This window comes from Bradyrhizobium sp. CB2312, from assembly GCF_029714425.1.
Classification (GTDB): Bacteria; Pseudomonadota; Alphaproteobacteria; order Rhizobiales; family Xanthobacteraceae; genus Bradyrhizobium.
The window spans coordinates 1,724,297-1,740,446 of sequence record NZ_CP121668.1 but is presented as its reverse complement, the minus strand read 5'-3'; the positions used below and the strand labels follow the sequence as shown (position 1 = coordinate 1,740,446).

At 64.9% G+C, this 16,150-nt stretch carries 13 protein-coding genes; 1 reads left to right on the top strand and 12 read right to left on the bottom strand.

Annotated elements, in window-relative coordinates:
* Positions 1-81 precede the first annotated feature (81 nt).
* From QA642_RS08295 to QA642_RS08255, 9 genes are all read right to left on the bottom strand, one after another.
* Positions 82-1,644 (bottom strand): L,D-transpeptidase, encoded by a 1,563-nt coding sequence (locus QA642_RS08295; RefSeq protein WP_283084231.1) that lies wholly within the window; start codon positions 1,642-1,644, stop codon positions 82-84.
* A gap of 215 nt (positions 1,645-1,859) precedes the next feature.
* Positions 1,860-2,078, bottom strand: a complete 219-nt coding sequence (locus tag QA642_RS08290; protein ID WP_283084230.1) for a hypothetical protein — start codon at positions 2,076-2,078, stop codon at positions 1,860-1,862.
* Positions 2,079-2,230: 152 nt separating this feature from the next.
* Entirely contained in the window at positions 2,231-2,926 is a 696-nt protein-coding gene (locus QA642_RS08285; protein ID WP_283084229.1) for an ABC transporter ATP-binding protein, read from the bottom strand.
* Complete coding sequence (locus QA642_RS08280) at positions 2,926-3,675, bottom strand: ABC transporter ATP-binding protein (RefSeq protein WP_283084228.1); 750 nt, start codon at positions 3,673-3,675, stop codon at positions 2,926-2,928. The genes QA642_RS08285 and QA642_RS08280 overlap by 1 nt, the downstream gene beginning before the upstream one ends.
* Positions 3,672-4,964 (bottom strand): branched-chain amino acid ABC transporter permease, encoded by a 1,293-nt coding sequence (locus QA642_RS08275; protein WP_283084227.1) that lies wholly within the window; start codon positions 4,962-4,964, stop codon positions 3,672-3,674. Before QA642_RS08275 ends, QA642_RS08280 begins: the two co-directional genes overlap by 4 nt.
* Complete coding sequence (locus tag QA642_RS08270) at positions 4,961-5,908, bottom strand: branched-chain amino acid ABC transporter permease (RefSeq protein ID WP_283084226.1); 948 nt, start codon at positions 5,906-5,908, stop codon at positions 4,961-4,963. Before QA642_RS08270 ends, QA642_RS08275 begins: the two co-directional genes overlap by 4 nt.
* Positions 5,909-6,027: 119 nt before the next feature.
* Entirely contained in the window at positions 6,028-7,260 is a 1,233-nt protein-coding gene (locus QA642_RS08265; protein WP_283084225.1) for a branched-chain amino acid ABC transporter substrate-binding protein, read from the bottom strand.
* A gap of 245 nt (positions 7,261-7,505) precedes the next feature.
* Positions 7,506-7,880 carry a hypothetical protein gene (locus QA642_RS08260; RefSeq protein WP_283084224.1) on the bottom strand — a complete coding sequence of 125 codons (375 nt, stop codon included), beginning with the start codon at positions 7,878-7,880 and terminating at the stop codon, positions 7,506-7,508.
* Positions 7,881-7,914: 34 nt separating this feature from the next.
* On the bottom strand, positions 7,915-9,351 hold the full coding sequence (locus QA642_RS08255) for an oligosaccharide flippase family protein (protein ID WP_283084223.1): 1,437 nt from the start codon (positions 9,349-9,351) through the stop codon (positions 7,915-7,917).
* Positions 9,352-9,664: 313 nt separating this feature from the next.
* On the opposite strand from QA642_RS08255, the gene QA642_RS08250 reads away from it, so the two are divergent.
* Positions 9,665-10,732, top strand: a complete 1,068-nt coding sequence (locus QA642_RS08250) for an endo-1,4-beta-xylanase (RefSeq protein WP_283084222.1) — start codon at positions 9,665-9,667, stop codon at positions 10,730-10,732.
* Here QA642_RS08250 and QA642_RS08245 read toward each other — a convergent pair.
* From QA642_RS08245 to QA642_RS08235, 3 genes are all read right to left on the bottom strand, one after another.
* Complete coding sequence (locus tag QA642_RS08245; protein WP_283084221.1) at positions 10,716-11,678, bottom strand: DUF6492 family protein; 963 nt, start codon at positions 11,676-11,678, stop codon at positions 10,716-10,718. The two genes, QA642_RS08250 and QA642_RS08245, sit on opposite strands and share 17 nt — an antisense overlap.
* Before the next feature lie 95 nt (positions 11,679-11,773).
* Positions 11,774-12,568, bottom strand: a complete 795-nt coding sequence (locus QA642_RS08240) for an rRNA adenine N-6-methyltransferase family protein (protein WP_283084220.1) — start codon at positions 12,566-12,568, stop codon at positions 11,774-11,776.
* Complete coding sequence (locus QA642_RS08235) at positions 12,565-16,035, bottom strand: AAA family ATPase (protein ID WP_283084219.1); 3,471 nt, start codon at positions 16,033-16,035, stop codon at positions 12,565-12,567. Before QA642_RS08235 ends, QA642_RS08240 begins: the two co-directional genes overlap by 4 nt.
* Between the last annotated feature and the right edge of the window lie 115 nt (positions 16,036-16,150).

Here is a 16,150-nt window from a genome sequence, read left to right as displayed (position 1 = left end):
CGCGCTTTCAGTTGTTGTTTACGCATGATCTTTCCGAAAAACCGCTTCGCACTTTTCCGGATCATGCTTTAGAGCGCTCTCCTACCAGAAGCTCCGCGGCATCGGCTGCGCCGGCTGATAATATTGGTACTGGCCGCGGCGACGCGGATTGACGGGCTGCTGCGGGTTCGGCTGCTGGAAGAAGAAGCCAAAGCCGTTGCCGCCATTGTCCCAGTAGCCGTCATCGCTGGCAACGGCCATCGGCGGCGCGGTCGGCTTGCGGGTGATGAAGCCGCCCTGCGGATGGTTGCTCAGCACCGCGACGAACTCGGTGCGGTAGTTGGTCTCGCTGCTCAGCGGCTCGTCCGAGATGATGATCGACGAGCGCGGCAAGGCAGTCGGCCCGATGCGATCCCACACTTCCTGCGGGATGGTGATGCGGTCGAGCGCGCTCCTGGCATTGTCGCCGTCGTCGATCGTGACCATGCTCCAGCGCAGGCCGGTGTCGTTCTTCGCCATCGCCGTGAAGATGTGCGTGCCGAGCGGCTGGTCCGGATTACGGATCGTGACGGGGACCTCGATGCTGGTGTCGAACACCTCGCCGCCGCCGTCCGGCGCCGGCTTGTGCGTGTTCCGCCGCACATAGAGTTTCTGCGTCGAGCGGCTGATGTAGACCGAGACCGGCTCGAGCGCGAGCTTTGCGTCCAGTGCCGCCTTCACGGCATCGGCCTTCCTGGTCGCCGCAACCTTCGCGGCTTCCTTGGTGGCGGCGACGGCATCGCGCTTCGGCTGCGCCGCGGCCTTGGCGGCATCGAGCTGGGTTGCCGCGTCCGCCGCCTTGGCGGCCGCCTTCTGCTTCAGCTCCTCGGCCTTTGCCTTGGCCTGGTCGGTCTTGGCATTCGCAAGCAGCTTGTCGGCATAGGCGTTCTCGGCATCAGTGCGGGTCTTCTGCTGCTCCAGCTTGCGCAGCGTCGCCGGAAGCGATTGCGCCTCTTTCGCCGCCGCAGCCGCTGCCTTCTTGGTCTCGTCAGCAGCACGCGTCGCCTCCTCGGCTTCAGCCGAGAGCTTGCCGATACGGCCAGGGGCCGCCGCGATGGCCTCCGGCTTCGGGACGAACAGCGAGGGATGGGAGAAATCGACCGGGGCCGCATCGTTCGGCGAGATGATCACCCGCATTCCGATGTTGGTCTTGTCGAACAGGCCCTCGGCGAAGTTGAACGGCATGCGCACGCAGCCGTGCGAGGCGGCATAGCCGGGCAGCGGCCCGCCATGCAGCGCGATGCCGTTCCAGGTGATGCGCTGCATGTTCGGCATCCAGGCATCGTCATACATGGTCGAGTGATGGTCCTTGTCCTTCTCGATGATGGCGAAGACGCCGGCCGGCGTCTCCCGTCCGGTGGTACCGGTCGACACGGGAGCACGCAGGATCCAGCCGTCGGCATCGTAGAAGATGACCTGCTGGCTCTTGATCGACACGATCGCCATGATCGGCTCGCCGGCCTCGCGCGGCGCCACCGCCTCGGCCGCCTGGCGGGCCTGCTTGGCCGCTTCGGCGCTGGCGGTCAGCCCGGTCAGGGCGGCGATCGTCGCGAGCGCAACAAGTCCGGAGGTCCGCCAACGCCGCGTCGCCATCGTGGATTGCGCCGTCGTCATCAGGTCTTTCATGCCCATACCCCGGTCCAGTCCGCGTCCGTGTGTCGATCGCATGTCAGATTGCGATCTTTGGATTAAGAATTCGCAGCCACCTTGCGTTCCGTATCTGGCGATATTCGGACCGGTCCGGCGGCAAATCTCTCATATACGACGGCCCGGAAAGGCGGAAGATGGCCCGGGGCCGGGGCTGATCCGGGGCTGGGGAATCACTGCGGCAGAATGTCCGGCTAATGGGTCCGGCGCCCGATCAGCCGGGTCATTGCGGCGCCGAACAGGCCGAATAGCGCAAAGACCATGAGCGGCAACGCGCGCACTGCGGCCTGCGCGGCCGGCTCATGCTGCATGATCAGCAGCACGGCGAACACGGTGAGGCTGAGGAGCGCGCAGATGAGCGCGGCGGCAAGACCCAGCTTGCGCAAAACGGCAGCAAAGTCGGTGGCGGTCATGACCAGAACCGGGGCGAAGATGAACGGACCTACGCTAGGCCAGCCGGAGACGGCAGGATGTGACGGTCATCACACAGAGCTGTGTCACATGGCTGCCAGGCAGCCGGGGTGCGGGCGGATCGGCACGCGAACGGATGTCCGCCCTGTGAGCGTCAGACTTCGAGCCACTCTTGCCGCACCGCGGCGTTGGCTTTGAGCTCGTCGGGCGTGCCCTCGAACACGACGCGGCCGTGGCCCATGATGTAGACGCGCTTCGAAATCCGCATCGCGATCGACAGCTTCTGCTCGACAAGCAGGATCGCGACACCGGCCTCCGCGATACGCGCGATGAGATCGCCGACCTGCTGCACGATCAGCGGCGCGAGGCCTTCGGTCGGCTCGTCGATCATGATGAGATCCGGATCGCCCATCAGCGTGCGGCAGGTCGTGAGCATCTGCTTCTCGCCGCCCGACAGCACGCCCGCGGCCGTGTCGGCACGCGCGGCGAGATTGGGAAACATGTCGAGCATGTCCTGCAGCCGCCACTTGCCGGGACGGCGCGTGTCCTTGACCCCGAGCAACAAGTTCTGGCGAACCGTCAGGCTCGGAAAGATATCGCGATGCTCAGGCACATAGCCGAGGCCGAGCCGCGCGATCTTGTAGCTGGGAAGCCCTGCGATGTCCTTGCCCTTGAAGCGGATCGTGCCCTGCGGCGCGACCTCGCCCATGATCGCCTTGACCGTGGTGGAGCGGCCGACGCCGTTGCGGCCGAGCAGGCTCACGACCTCGCCGGCGGCGACGTCGAGATCGACACCCTGGAGGATGTGGCTCTTGCCGTAATAGGCGTGGAGATCCCTGACCTCGAGCATCAGTGCGCTTCCTCGCCGAGATAGGCTTCCTTGACCTTCGGGTCGCGCCGGATCTCTTCCGGTGTACCCGAGGCGATGATGTGGCCGTAGACCAGCACCGAGATGCGATCGGCCAGACCAAACACGACGCTCATGTCGTGCTCGACGATGACGAGGGTCTTGCCTTCGGTCAGCCGGCGGATCAGCGACACCGCGCGATCGGTTTCGGCATGGCTCATGCCGGCGGTCGGCTCGTCCAGCATGACGACCGTGGCGCCGCTCGCGATGGTGATGCCGATCTCGAGCTCGCGCTGCTCGGCGTAGGTGAGCAGCCCAGCCGGAACGTCGCGCCGATGCGTCAGATGGATGTCATCCAGGATCTGCGCGGTGCGCTCGCGCACCTCTGGCAGGTGGTCGACGTTCTTCCAGAACGCGTAGCGATGCCCCGTCGCCCACAGCACGGCGCAGCGGACGTTCTCCCAGACCGACATCCGGGCAAATACGTTGGTCACCTGGAACGAGCGCGACAGGCCGCGCCGGTTGATCTCGAAGGGCCTCAGGCCCGAGATCAGGTCGCCATTCAGCATCACCTCGCCCGAGGTCGGCTTGATGTGCCCGCTGATCAGGTTGAACGTCGTGGACTTGCCGGCGCCATTCGGGCCGATGATGGCGTGACGCTCACCTTGGGCGACGCTGAGATTGAGGTCGCGGATGATGCCGACATTGCCGAAGCGCTTTTCGACGGCGCGGACTTCGATCGCTACGGTCATGCCAAATACCCCCGGTCGCGGGCGACCGTGGCAGCCCTGTCCCACGCATCCGCGATCCGCCGCCAGGTCAGCCGCGCGACGAAGGCGCCGCCGATCACGAGAACCGCGGCAGCGACCCAGGTCACCGGCGATGTCGGCCTGAAGCCGATCCCGAACAGGTTGATGACGTCCCCGCCCGAATAGCGCGCGATGGTCTCGATCGTGAGAATGACGCCGCAGGCGAGCGCCACGGTCGGCACAACGGCGACGAGATAGGACGGGATCACCGTCCACAGCGTTCCGGCGCGAACCAGCGGCCGGTGCATCATCACGAGGCCCGCGATACCGCCCGGCGAGAACATCACGATGCCGATGAAGATGATGCCGAAATAGAGCTGCCACACGCTGGTGACACTGGTCAGTCCGAGCTGCAGATAAGTCACCAGGATCGCGCCGAGGATCGGGCCGAAGAAATAGGCAGTGCCGCCGATGAAGGTGGAGAACAGCACGAGGCCGGACTGGATCGCGCCGAGATAGGCGGAGTTGGCGATCTCGAAATTGATCGCGGCAAGCCCGCCCGCAACACCGGCAAAGAATCCGGCAAAGCAGAAGGCGAGATAGCGGACGACGTGGGGATCGTAGCCAATGAACTGGACGCGCTCCGGATTGTCGCGGACGGCATTGCTGATCCGCCCTAGCGGCGTCCGGGTCAGCGCGTACATCGCGATCGCCGACAGCACGAGCCAGAACGCGATGAGGTAGTAGACCTGAAGCTGCGGCCCGAACGACCAGCCGAACATTTTTGGCAGCGCGGTGCGGTCCGTGGTGATGCCGGACTCGCCGCCGAACACGGAGCGCAGGATCAGCGAGGACGACGCCACCAGCTCGCCGATGCCGAGCGAGATCATCGCGAACACGGTGCCGGCGCGTTTGGTCATCACCCAGCCGATGATGATCGCAAAGACCAGGCCGCCGAGCCCGCCGAACAACGGAATGAACGGCAGCGGGATCGGCCAGCCGTGCGAGACCACGGCATTCATCATGTGGCAGGCGGCAAAACCGCCGAGGCCGTAATGCACGGCATGGCCGAATGACAAGAGGCCGGTCTGGCCGAGCAGGATGTTGTAGGACAGCGCGAACACGATCGCGATGCCGATCAGGCTGAACGACGTCAGCGAGCCGCCGGAGGAGAAGACCATCGGCAGCACGATCAGTGCGGCAATGCCGATCAGCCAGACGCCGTAGAAGCGCATTCCGTCGCCGGCGGGCTTGTCTGCAATCTTGGATGTCGACGTATTCGTGGTGGTCATGACTCGCGCGTCCCCATCAGGCCCATGGGGCGTACGATCAGAATGATCACCAGCAGAAGATAAGGCACGATCGGCGCGACCTGGGCGATCGTGACGTTCCAGACGTCGGTGAGGACGGACGGCCCCGCCGACGGATCGAGCGGACCGAACGCGCTGGCGAGCGAGCCGTTCAGCGCCACTGCAAAGGTCTGCACCAGGCCGATGACCAGCGAAGCGATGAAGGCGCCGGGCAAGGAGCCGAGGCCACCGAACACGATGACCACGAACAGGATCGGTCCGAGCGCCGCGGCCATGTCGGACTGCGTCACCAGGGCCGGTCCCGCGATGACGCCGGCAAGGCCGGCGAGCGCGCTGCCGACGCCGAACACGACCATGAACACACGGCCGACATTGTGGCCGAGATGCCCGACCATGTGCGGATGCGTCAGCGCCGCCTGCACGATCAGGCCGACGCGGGTGCGCTTGAGCACGATCAGCAGCGCGACGAAGATCACGACCGACACGGCCAGCATGAAGATCTTGTAGGCGGGGTAGTTGGTCGAGAACACCGTGAAGGCCGGGAAGTCGAGCAGCGTGGGGACGCGGTAATCGACCGGACTCTTGCCCCAGATCATCGACACGATCTCTTCGATCGCGAACGCAAGGCCGAAGGTCAGCAGCAGTTCCGCGACATGGCCGTGCTTGTGGGTGTTGCGCAGGCCGTAACGCTCCACGGCCATGCCAATGGCGCCGACCAGCAGCGGCGCCAGCACCAGCGCCGGCCAGAAGCCGGACCACTTGGTGAGCTGGAAGCCGAAGAAGGCGCCGAGCATGTAAAAGCTGGCATGGGCGAAGTTGAGCACGCCCATCATGCTGAAGATGACGGTGAGCCCGCTCGACAACAGGAAGAGCAGCATGCCGAACAGCACGCCGTTCAGGGTCGAAATGACAATGAGTTCAAGCACAGCGCACTCATGGATATCCGGGGCCTGATGGCCCCGGTGAACATCGACCAATCAAACACAGTCCTGCTGCCGTCAACCCGCGGCCCATGATGACCGCGGGACAACGACAAGCTCAGTGATTACGGCCGCGCCATCTTGCAGGTCGTGGAGACCATGGCCTGCGGCGTGTCGATCTTCGAGACCAGATGCCAGCCCCAACCGGTGCTCTCCTCGTCGAACGGCTCGCTCTCGGTCAGCTTGCCGAAGGAGGAGATGTAGATCGGCTGCAGGAACTGATGGTCGTCCTTGCGCATGATGCCCTGGCCGCCGTCGAGGACCTCGAACTTCAGGTCCTCGAGCGCCGCCGCCATCTTCACGGGGTCGATCGAATTGGCCTTCTCGGCCGCCGCCTTGAACATGCGCATCTCGTTGACTGCGCGCGGATACCACAGCGACAGATTGACCTTGGCGCGGAACGCCTTCTCGTAGTCCATCGCAGCCTTGTTGCCGGAATTCGCAAAGCCTTCGGTGATCTGGAACACCTGATGATCCAGACCGGTCTGCTTGACGGCAGTGGGGCCGCCGGCTCCGCCGGCATAATAAGTATACCAGTTGACCTTCAGACCGGCATCAGCCGCGGCCTTGAGCAGCAGCGCAAAATCCTGGCCCCAATTTCCGGTGACGACGCTATCGGCGCCGGAGGCCTTGATCTTGGCGATGTACGGCGAGAAATCCGTGACCTTCAGCAGCGGATGCAGCTCGTCACCGACGATCTGGATGTCGGGCCGCTTCGCACCCAGCATCTTGCGCGCATCGGTGCGGACAGACTGGCCGAACGAATAGTCCTGGTTGATCAGGTACACCTTTTTGATCGACGGCGCGTCCTTCATGTAGTTGGTGAGCGCCTCCATCTTGATGTCGGAGCTCGCATCCCAGCGGAAATGCCAATAGCTGCACTTCTCGTTGGTCAGGCTCGGATCGACGGCGGCGTAGTTGAAGTACAGGACCTCCTTGCCGGGATTGCGCGAGTTGTTCTTGGTGACGAAGTCCGAGAGCGCCGCGGCGACGGACGAGCCGTTGCCTTGCGTGATGTAACGCACCCCGGCGTCGATCGCCTTCTGGGCCTGCACCAGGCTCTCCTGCGGATTGGTCTTGTTGTCGAGCGGGATGATCTCGATCTTCTTGCCGAGGATGCCGCCCTTGGCGTTGAGCTCGTCGGCGAGATACTGGAAGGTCTTCAAACCACCCTCGCCGACGCTGGCGCCGCCGCCGGAGAGCGGATCGATATAGCCGATCTTGATGGTGTCCTCAGCCGAAGCTGGTTGACCGAGCATCGGGGCGATCACGGCAATGGCCAAAGTGAGCTTGCGCATTGTTTGTTTCCTCGCTGGCTATCGACTTTAGTCGATGGGCTTTTTGCGCATGTTGCAGCGCATTTTCTAAACCCTAATGAGCAGAACGAACTTTGCTTTTCAAGCGCTAACGACATGGCTCGGGCCGCCGCTATGAAATGTGGCGTGGCTGGCCCGGCTCGTCCGCAGCATTCCGTGACAAGGAATAGAACGCAAGGGGAAACTCGCATGCGGCGGACGGCGGTACCGCGGAAGATGCTCGCCACCTAGAGCCGGTCGATCGGATCCGTGCTGCCCGTCACATCCGTCCCTGTCGCCAGAATGGAGCAGGCAACCGCCGCGAACGGCGCGACCAAGCCGAGCGTCCAGGCTCTGAGCCCTCCATAGGCAATGGCCAATGCCAGGCTCGATGCGACGAGCGCGCTGAACCCGGCGATGACCGCACGCTCCCAGGCGCGCGCATCCTTCAGCGCGCCGTCAATGACGGCGCAAAGAAGAAATGGCGGCAGTTCGACGAGATAGATCGCAGGCTGCGGCCACCACCACCTCTCGGCATGTCTCACAAGCAAATAGAGGCCGAGATACGTTGCTGCGGGACCGAGCAGACCGAAGATCGCAATCCGGATCACATATCGCCGCATGCGTCAGACCTGCCTCCGGGTGTGATGCGCCCGGCTAGACGCCCAGCGCTTTCCGGTTGAACGTGCGCGCGAAGCGCAGCGACAGCGTCCGGACATTGGCGACGTTCAGCAGCCAGGCCGTCGCGGCATAGGCAAGGCCGCCGGTAAGACTGACGATGATGAGCGACACGAGACCAGTGCCGCCGGCTTGCGATCGCGCGACCAGGATTGCAGCCGCCATCACGGCGGCGGAAGCGGCAACGCCGGCGAGGCGGTTGAGATCGAACGGGACCGGATGGGCGCGGTGCATCAGCACGACGGCGACCAGGAAGCCGATGGCTTCGGTCGCGAGCGTCGCCAGCGCCGCACCGTAAAGGCCGTAGCCGGCGACCAGGACGAACATCAGCAGCACGCTCAGAACGAGCGTGAGGAAGGACTGCGCCGCCAGCATGAACGGCCGCTCGGCGAGCTGAAAGCTGATCTGGACATAGAACTGGTTGGCGATGCCGAAGAAGCGCGCGAGCACGAGGGTCGGCAGCAGCGCCGACACGCCGGCGCGGAAGTCGACGCCGACGAGCGTGCCGGCGACCTGGTCGGCCGCGAGCGCAAGCCAGACCGCGACCGGCGCGACGACGACGAGCAGCAGCTCGAGACTTTCGGTCAGTCGCTCCCGCGTCGTCTCCTTGCTGTTCTCGGACAGCGACCGGAACACCAGCGGTACGGTCGCCGCGGCGACGCTGGAGGCGATCATGACCATGAACTGGCGCGGCAGATCGGCGGCGACACCGAAGATGCCAGCCGCGTCCTTGCCGAGCAGATAAGCCACAATGAGCCGGTCGCAGGCCGAATAGACCGCGACGGACAGTCCGGCCAGCGTCAGCGGCAGGCCGTAGCGCGCCAGCTGCATGAACTGGGTGCGCTGAAAGCGCGCGATCTTGCTGCGGTCGCCGACGAGGTTGAGAATGATGCCGGTGAGCGAGCCGAGGCCAAAGGCCGCAAGCAGGCCGAGGCCGCCCCAACCGAGCCAGATGCCGACGAGGCCGAAGCCGACGCTGGAGATGCTGCGCACGATCGAGATCGCGGCGAACCGATAGGGGCGCAGCTTGGCACGCTCGAACTCCTGGCCGACATCGACTGCATTGGCCATGATCGCGACGAACATGCTGGCCAGCAGCAGCTCGGCGCTGAGATCGCTGCGGAACAGGAACACCAGCGGCGTGGTGGCGCAGAGCACCGCCGCCGTCAGTGCGAAGGCGACCATCGCCGTGCCGCGGAAATCCACCTCCGCCGACATCGCCTGATAGCGCGACACCGACAGCTTAATCCAGGCGAAGAAGATCGCGCCCAGAATGCCGGCAAGGCTGATGCCAACGACATAGACGCCGTACTCCGCGGGCGTCAGCAGCCGCGTGTAGGCCGTGACGGCGAAGAAGCCCACCGCCGCGGGCAGGATATAGGCGACGAGATAGATCGAGAAATGGCGGTTCAGCATGCGGGACCGTTGCGATGATGACGGCCGTCAATCAATGGGCCTTAACGGGATCTTGGCGGGGCGAACGAACCGCGCCGCAGCATCGCGCAAGAGTGTCACATAAGTCTGCAGACCGGGCGGCGAATGAGGTTTTGACGCCGCTTTCGCCCGTTAGCGTTAAATTTGCCCTTTCGCCGAAGCGATTCTCGCGACCGCGAGGCGAAAGCCCTGATCCAGACTGGAACAACGCCACAAGGTTAACCCAACAACGGAAAACCCCGGCGTCGCAACGCGCCGCTTGGTACGATGGCGCGTTGGTTCCGAAAGGACGGCCGTGACTAGGCTCGACAGACGCGAATTTCTCCTCGGCAGTGCCGCGTCCCTTGTCGCGGGCGCGTCGGCGTCTGCCGCGCCGACGTCGAAGTTCGCCCAGCGCCGTCCCGGCTATGGCGCCGCCGCGACACTGTGGGACCTGCAAGCCGATCCGCGGCTTGGCGATGCCATCAGCACCTATTGCACCCAGGTGGTGCCGGTGCTCGAGCTGAAATGGCCGATGCTGCGGCCGGATGCCCATACATTCGCGTTCGAACGCGCCGACGCCATCTATGAATTCGCGCAGAAGAACGATCTGACGATGCGCGGCCACGCGCTCGCCTGGTATCACGACATTCCGGACTGGACCAAGCAGATCAAGGACGCCAAAGGCGTCGAGCGCGCCTATGTCGATCACATCGGCACCGTCGTGTCCTATTACAAGGACAAGCTGACGTCGTGGGACGTCGTCAACGAGCCGATCCTGGACAATCCCCGCAGTGTGAAGGACCGGCGCGACACGTTCTGGACGCAGCATCTCGGCGAGCGCTGGATCCCTCTGGCCTTCCGCACGGCGGCCGCGGCCGATCCCTTCGTCAAGCTCGCGATCAACGAATACGACATCGAGTCGGCGAAGGATTCGTTCATCGCCAAGCGCGCGGCGTACCGCACGCTGATCATGGACCTGCTCGACCAGGGCGTGCCGCTGCATGCCGTGGGATTGCAATCGCATCTGCATGCCGAGCTCGAGATCGACACGCACGGCCTCGCCGAGTTCGTCACCGAGCTGCGCGCGTGGGGGCTCGAGGTCTACGTCACCGAGCTCGACGTCGACGATCAGAAGCTAACCGGAAATGCGGCGGAGCGCGATGCCATCGTCGCCAAACGCGTCGATGATCTCCTGACGGCGATCTCGACCAGCGGGCCGGTGCGCTCGATCCTGACCTGGGGTCTCTCGGACCGCTACAGCTGGATCAACGGCGTTTTCGCCCGCGCCGACAAGCAGCCGAACCGTCCGCTGCCGCTCGACGGCGAGTTCAAGCCAAAACCGTTCATGGACGTGATCAGCAAGTTCACGAAGGACGTTTGAGGGTCTTCGGCACTTCGAATTCCGCCGCATCGCCGATGTGATCCGGCGAAAGACTCGGGGCGCGGCGATCGCGCGAACTGAAGCGGAACACGTCGCGGATGTCGTCGATCGAGGTCGACGAATAGGACTGGATGCACAGCGCGACCTGCTCCGGCGAAGCGGCCCGCATCATCGCCTCGATCGCGGCGCGGTCGAGGCGGGTGTCGTCCCAGTGCGAGACGGCGATGCTGTCCTCGGTGACCCGATGCCTCGCCAGATGTTCCGGCGAGTTCGCGACGAAGTTTCCGTAAAGCAGGTATTCGGAGAACTTCTTCTTCCGGCACAGCGCCAGCGCCCAGCTCAGGCCCGTCGCCGACTTGATGGCGGCGGTCATCGCCCGCGCGCTGTCCTTGTCCCAGACCAGCGCGTTGCCGACATAGTCGTCCGCGGGGAAGGACCGGTCCCTGACGCCGAGGAGCTGGTCGACGGTGCGCAGCCACAGCACATGCAAGGGGTGACCAGCGTCGATCCCCTTGCGCGTGACGAACAGCGGCGTCTTCTCACCGCCGGCATACTGGCCGACGTCGAATTCGCGGAAGAACAGATTGTCCGAGTCCAGGATGCAGACGCGCTGCTCGGGCGCGTTGAGGACGCCGGCGATCTTCAGGATCTGTTGGATGTGCCAGCCGTGCACGGGCGACGACAGCAGCGACAGCCAGACCCTGCGGCTGCTGATGAACTGAAGCGCCGGCGGCAGCGCGAACAGCCATTTCGGCAAGTAACGCGAGGCCGGAACGATGACGCGCTTGTCGGACGCGAACCGTTCGAACAGCGGCACATCCTCATCGTTAACGAGAACATAATGCCGCGTGTATCCCGTCAGCCAGGTGTCGATGCTCTCGCTGAGCAGCGAAAAGCGTTCGATATCCTTGGCATAGCTGGCAGTCAGCAGTGCAACGGAATGCATGGAGCGCGCCCGAATGGCCATCGAGCCGCAGTCATACAAGCGGTGCGAGACATTGGAAACTTGGATTCGCAATCAAGGTAAAATGAAACGAATCGTTAGCCATCCGACGGCAGCCCCTGCTCTATCCCGCGAAAGCGCAGTGGGGCCAGGGCAGAGGCGCGCTGCCACCAGTCTGCGACGCGGTCGTCGAGCGCAGTCACGCCTCGGCCCTGGCCGGGAAAGATCCGGATCTGCTGCACCGCCTCGGCTTCGAAGCGTTTGCCCTTGCGCGTGATCTTGAGGGCGGCGCCTTCGCGGTCGCGCTGGGTCAACGGCACCAAAAGGCGTCCGCGCGGGCGGAGCGACTTCAGCCAGAGCGGATGCGGATGCGAGAAGCCGGCGTGGACGATGATCACGTCGGCCGGCTCGCCAATGTCGCGGCAGCCGTCGCCGTGGACGACCGCGACATTATCATAGGCGCGGAGATAGGTCGCGGCCCGCGCCGCGAGCCGCTCGTCGCATTCGATCGCATGCACCCTGCCCTTTGGGCCGACGATCTTCGACAGCACCGCCGAGAAATAGCCAAGCCCGCAGCCGATCTGCACGACACGGTCCTTCTCCTTGACCTCGAGCAAATCGACGAAATGCGCCCACAGGCTCGGCAGCCCGGTGTCGAGCTTGCGGCGCGCGTCGATCGCGACCAGCACATTGTCATAGAGATGAACCGGATCGGCATCTGGCGTCAGCCGGTAGCTGCGCGCCGCCTCGCTCTTGATACGCCAAGGGCCTCTGGCGAGAAAATCCTCGCGCGGGACGGCAGCCAGCGCTTCGAGCAAGCGCGGTGAGGAAATCCGCTCGCGCTTGGCAATCATCGCGACGTAACGCGCACGCGCGGCGGCAAGGTCACTCATCGCACGGGATCAGCCGGTTCGCGCACGGATACTTCCGCACCGAGCTCGTTGACGAGCTGCATCGCCTGCTTCAGGTCCGGCGTGTAAAAGCCCTCGCTGAATTTGCCGACGATCGGCACCAGCAGGAGGCTTGCGTGCTCGCGCTTGCCGGCCTCGTGCGACAGGCGCGCAAGGCTGACGGCGGTGCGAAGCTCCCAGGACAGCGCGCCCTGCTTGCGCGCGGTCTCCAGCGACAGCGCGAACAGATCCTCGGCCTCCTGCACCGAGGCCGGGTCACGGTCGAGCAGCGTGATCTCGCCTTGCAGGCGATAGACCTCGGCGAGGTAGGAGTGATCGCCGGTCCGCCGCGCGGTCGCGAGCGCGCCGTCCAGCGCGCGCAAGGCGGCATCGCGCATCCCGACCTTGGCATAGGCTTCCGCCAGCAGGCAGCGGAACCAGCAGCCGGCGAGCCAGGAATCCATCGCCTCGTATTCGTCGAGGCCGAAGCGCATCTGGCTGATGCCTTCGTCGGCCTCACCGAGCTGCGCCAGCGCCCAGCCGCGCAGGATCGCGGCCTGCTGCTTCCAGTGCAGGAAATTGTGCTCGGTGGCGATGATCATGGCGCGGTTGGCGTAGTCGCGCGTGCCCTCGATGTCGCGCAGATGCTGGCAGAGATAGGCGCCGAACACGAGCGCGAAGGCGAGCGAGAAGGGATGGCGGATCTTCTCCGCATGCAGGATCGCCTGCTCGCTGTGCTGGCGCGCGGCATCTGGCCGGCCGAGGAACCACAGGAGATAGCCGAGATAGGACAGCGAGACGACGCCGGGATCGGTGCCGTGCCGCTCCATCAGATCGGAGTGCAGGTCGGGGCTGTAGAGGTTGATGCAGCGGTGCAGATGATGCTGGGACGCGGCAAAGCGGCCGCGATAGAGCATGGTCATCGCGATCGAGCGGTGCGCCTCGATCAGATAGCCGGTCTGCTGCGCCGGGTGGGTCCGGTCGTTGAGCCGCTCGCGCTTGGCGAACTTCAACAGCTCGACGCTGAGATCGTGCGCGCGGGTGAGGTCGGCGCGGATGAAATGGCACACCCAGAGGCCACGCGTGGCGGCGAAGGTCTTTTCCTCGTCGTCGAGCTGCTGACCGAGCTCGAGCGCGCGGGTGTAGTTCTCCTCGACCTCCTGCACCGCATAGCCCTTGGCCGCGATCAGCGCGTTACCGAGCGCGATGCGCAGCTCGAGCTCGATCTCGTCGGCGCCCTGCATGCGCGCATTGGCCTGCACGACGCTCAAGCCCCGGCGTAGATGGCCGATCGCCTCCAGATTGGCCCCGCTCTTGGCCGCCTGCTTGCCGGCCTTGAGCCAGAAGCTGGCGGCGCCCTCGCTCTGGCCTGATTCGGTCAGGTGATGGGCGAGCAGCTCCGGCTCGCGCTCGGTCTTCTCCGGATACATTTCCCCCAGCACCTGGGCGATGCGGGAATGCAGCTTGCGACGCTCGCTGTGCAAGAGGCTCGCATGCGCGGCGTTCTGGATCATCACGTGCTTGAAGGAGTAGAGCGCATCGGGCGGATGGCCGCGGCGCATGATCAGCCCCGCCTCCTCCAGATGATTGAGCGCAGCCTCGATCTGCTCGGCCGGCGTGTTGGCGACCGCGTGTAGCGTCTCGTAGGAGAACTCGCGGCCGATGGTGGCGCCAATCTGCGCGATCCGCTTGAACGGACCCATCCTGTCCAGCCGCGCCATCAGCGAGTCGGTCAGCGTCGCCGGAATCGCAAGCTGCCGCCACGGGCCCGACAGCACGTAGCGTCCGTGCCGTTCGGTCAGCAGGTTGGATTCGAGAACGGTCTTGGTCAGCTCCTCCAGGAACAGCGGCACGCCGTCGGTCTTGACGATGATCTCCTCGACGACCTCCTTGGGAAGCTCCCTGCCGGCGACGCGCTCGACCAGCGTCGTGCGGAGCTGCCGGCTCAGGCGGTTCAGCACCAGCGTCGTGATGTGCGAATGCGCGTTCCAGCTCGGCTGGAATTCGGATCTCGCGGTGATGATGACGAGGATCGGCCGGTTCTGCGCCCGGTCGACCAGAAGGTCGATCACCTCGCGGGAGGTCGGATCGATCCAGTGCAGATCCTCGAACGCGATCACCAGCGGCATCTCGCGCGCAAGCCCGAGGAAATGATTGACCAGCGCCGCGACGGTCGCGTCCTTCTGCTGTTGCGGCGACAGGTCGAGCGGCGGATAGCGATCGCCGGTCGGTATCGACAGCAGCGCGGCGAACAGCGGCGTGACCTGCTCGATGTCGCCATGCGCGGCGGCGACCGCGGTCTCCAGGCTCGCCAGCGACATCGCGGACGGATCCTCGCGGTCGAGGCCGAGCGAGAATTTGAGCTGCTCGGCGAACGGATAGAACGCGGTCGAGGTGTAATAGGGCGAGCACTGGAACGAGACCTGGCCATGGCGGTCGCCCGAGATCCGCTCGAAGATCTCCTGGATGATGCGCGACTTGCCGATGCCGGGCTCGCCGAACTTGACCACGACCTGGCCGTCGCCGTCCTTGGCCTGCTGCCAGCGGCCCATCAACAGCGCGATCTCCTCCTCGCGGTTGACGAGCGGCGTCAGCCGTCCGCCCATGGCGGCGGCAAAGCGGGTCTCCACCCGCGAGGCACGCACCACGTGCCAGGCCTGCACCTTCTCCGAGATGCCCTTGAGGACATGGACGCCGAGATTGCGGTAGTCGAATTTCCCCTTCAGCAGCGACTGGGTCGAGGAGGAAATCACGACGCCATTGGGCGGCGCCAGGGCTTGCAGGCGCGCGGCGAGATTGACGGTCTCTCCGACCGCGGAGTCGCGCTCCTCGGTGCCCTGTCCGACGAGGTCGCCGACCACGACGAGGCCGGTTGCGATGCCGATGCGGACGGCGGGCGAGTGGCTGAGCGCCCCGCGCGGCTCGATCGCACGGGCGGTCGAAAGCACGCGCACGATCTCGAGCCCGGCACGCACCGCGCGCTCGGCATCGTCCTCATGCGCGGTCGGATAGCCGAAATAGACCAGAATGCCGTCGCCGACGAAACGGGCGGCGAAACCTTCGTAATGCTTCACCACGCGGACGCAGGTCTCGCGAAAGCTCGCGATCATGTCGCGCACGTCTTCCGGATCGAACTGCACCGACAGCGAGGTGGAATCCACCATGTCGCAGAACATGGTGGTGAGCTGACGCCGTTCGGCGCCGACTTCCGTCCGGGTTTGCGGGCGCGGCGCTGGCGCCGGCGTCTCCGCGGTTTCCGCCTTGAACAGCGCGGCCATCGCCCGCTGGAGCCGCTTGCGATCGCCGAGCGGCAAGCCGAGCTCGACCAGATCGGATTCGGTCAGGTCCGCCATGACGTCGAGATCGAGGCGGTGTTGTGCGAAGAGATCGCTGTAATGGCCGAGACCGATATCCTCAAGCCAGCGCTTCAGCCCGCTTCCCGTTCCCGTGTCCGGTTCGTTCTCCAGCATGGTGATTCTGCCCGACCATCACTCCGTCGAAGGGCTTTTGGGGCCCTCAACCACAGATTTTGAGGCCCGAACTTCACCTCAGACTGGACGCGTTCCCTAAGTCTTGGGAAGAATA

Bases quoted from the DNA above. Each gene is read 5' to 3' on its own strand.
- QA642_RS08295 (WP_283084231.1), bottom strand. From the start codon at position 1,644: ATGAAAGACCTGATGACGACGGCGCAATCCACGATGGCGACGCGGCGT.
- QA642_RS08245 (WP_283084221.1), bottom strand. From the start codon at position 11,678: ATGCATTCCGTTGCACTGCTGACTGCCAGCTATGCCAAGGATATCGAA.
- QA642_RS08265 (WP_283084225.1), bottom strand. From the start codon at position 7,260: ATGCGCAAGCTCACTTTGGCCATTGCCGTGATCGCCCCGATGCTCGGT.
- QA642_RS08280 (WP_283084228.1), bottom strand. From the start codon at position 3,675: ATGACCGTAGCGATCGAAGTCCGCGCCGTCGAAAAGCGCTTCGGCAAT.
- QA642_RS08275 (WP_283084227.1), bottom strand. From the start codon at position 4,964: ATGACCACCACGAATACGTCGACATCCAAGATTGCAGACAAGCCCGCC.
- QA642_RS08285 (WP_283084229.1), bottom strand. From the start codon at position 2,926: ATGCTCGAGGTCAGGGATCTCCACGCCTATTACGGCAAGAGCCACATC.
- QA642_RS08235 (WP_283084219.1), bottom strand. From the start codon at position 16,035: ATGCTGGAGAACGAACCGGACACGGGAACGGGAAGCGGGCTGAAGCGC.
- QA642_RS08260 (WP_283084224.1), bottom strand. From the start codon at position 7,880: ATGCGGCGATATGTGATCCGGATTGCGATCTTCGGTCTGCTCGGTCCC.
- QA642_RS08240 (WP_283084220.1), bottom strand. From the start codon at position 12,568: ATGAGTGACCTTGCCGCCGCGCGTGCGCGTTACGTCGCGATGATTGCC.
- QA642_RS08255 (WP_283084223.1), bottom strand. From the start codon at position 9,351: ATGCTGAACCGCCATTTCTCGATCTATCTCGTCGCCTATATCCTGCCC.
- QA642_RS08290 (WP_283084230.1), bottom strand. From the start codon at position 2,078: ATGACCGCCACCGACTTTGCTGCCGTTTTGCGCAAGCTGGGTCTTGCC.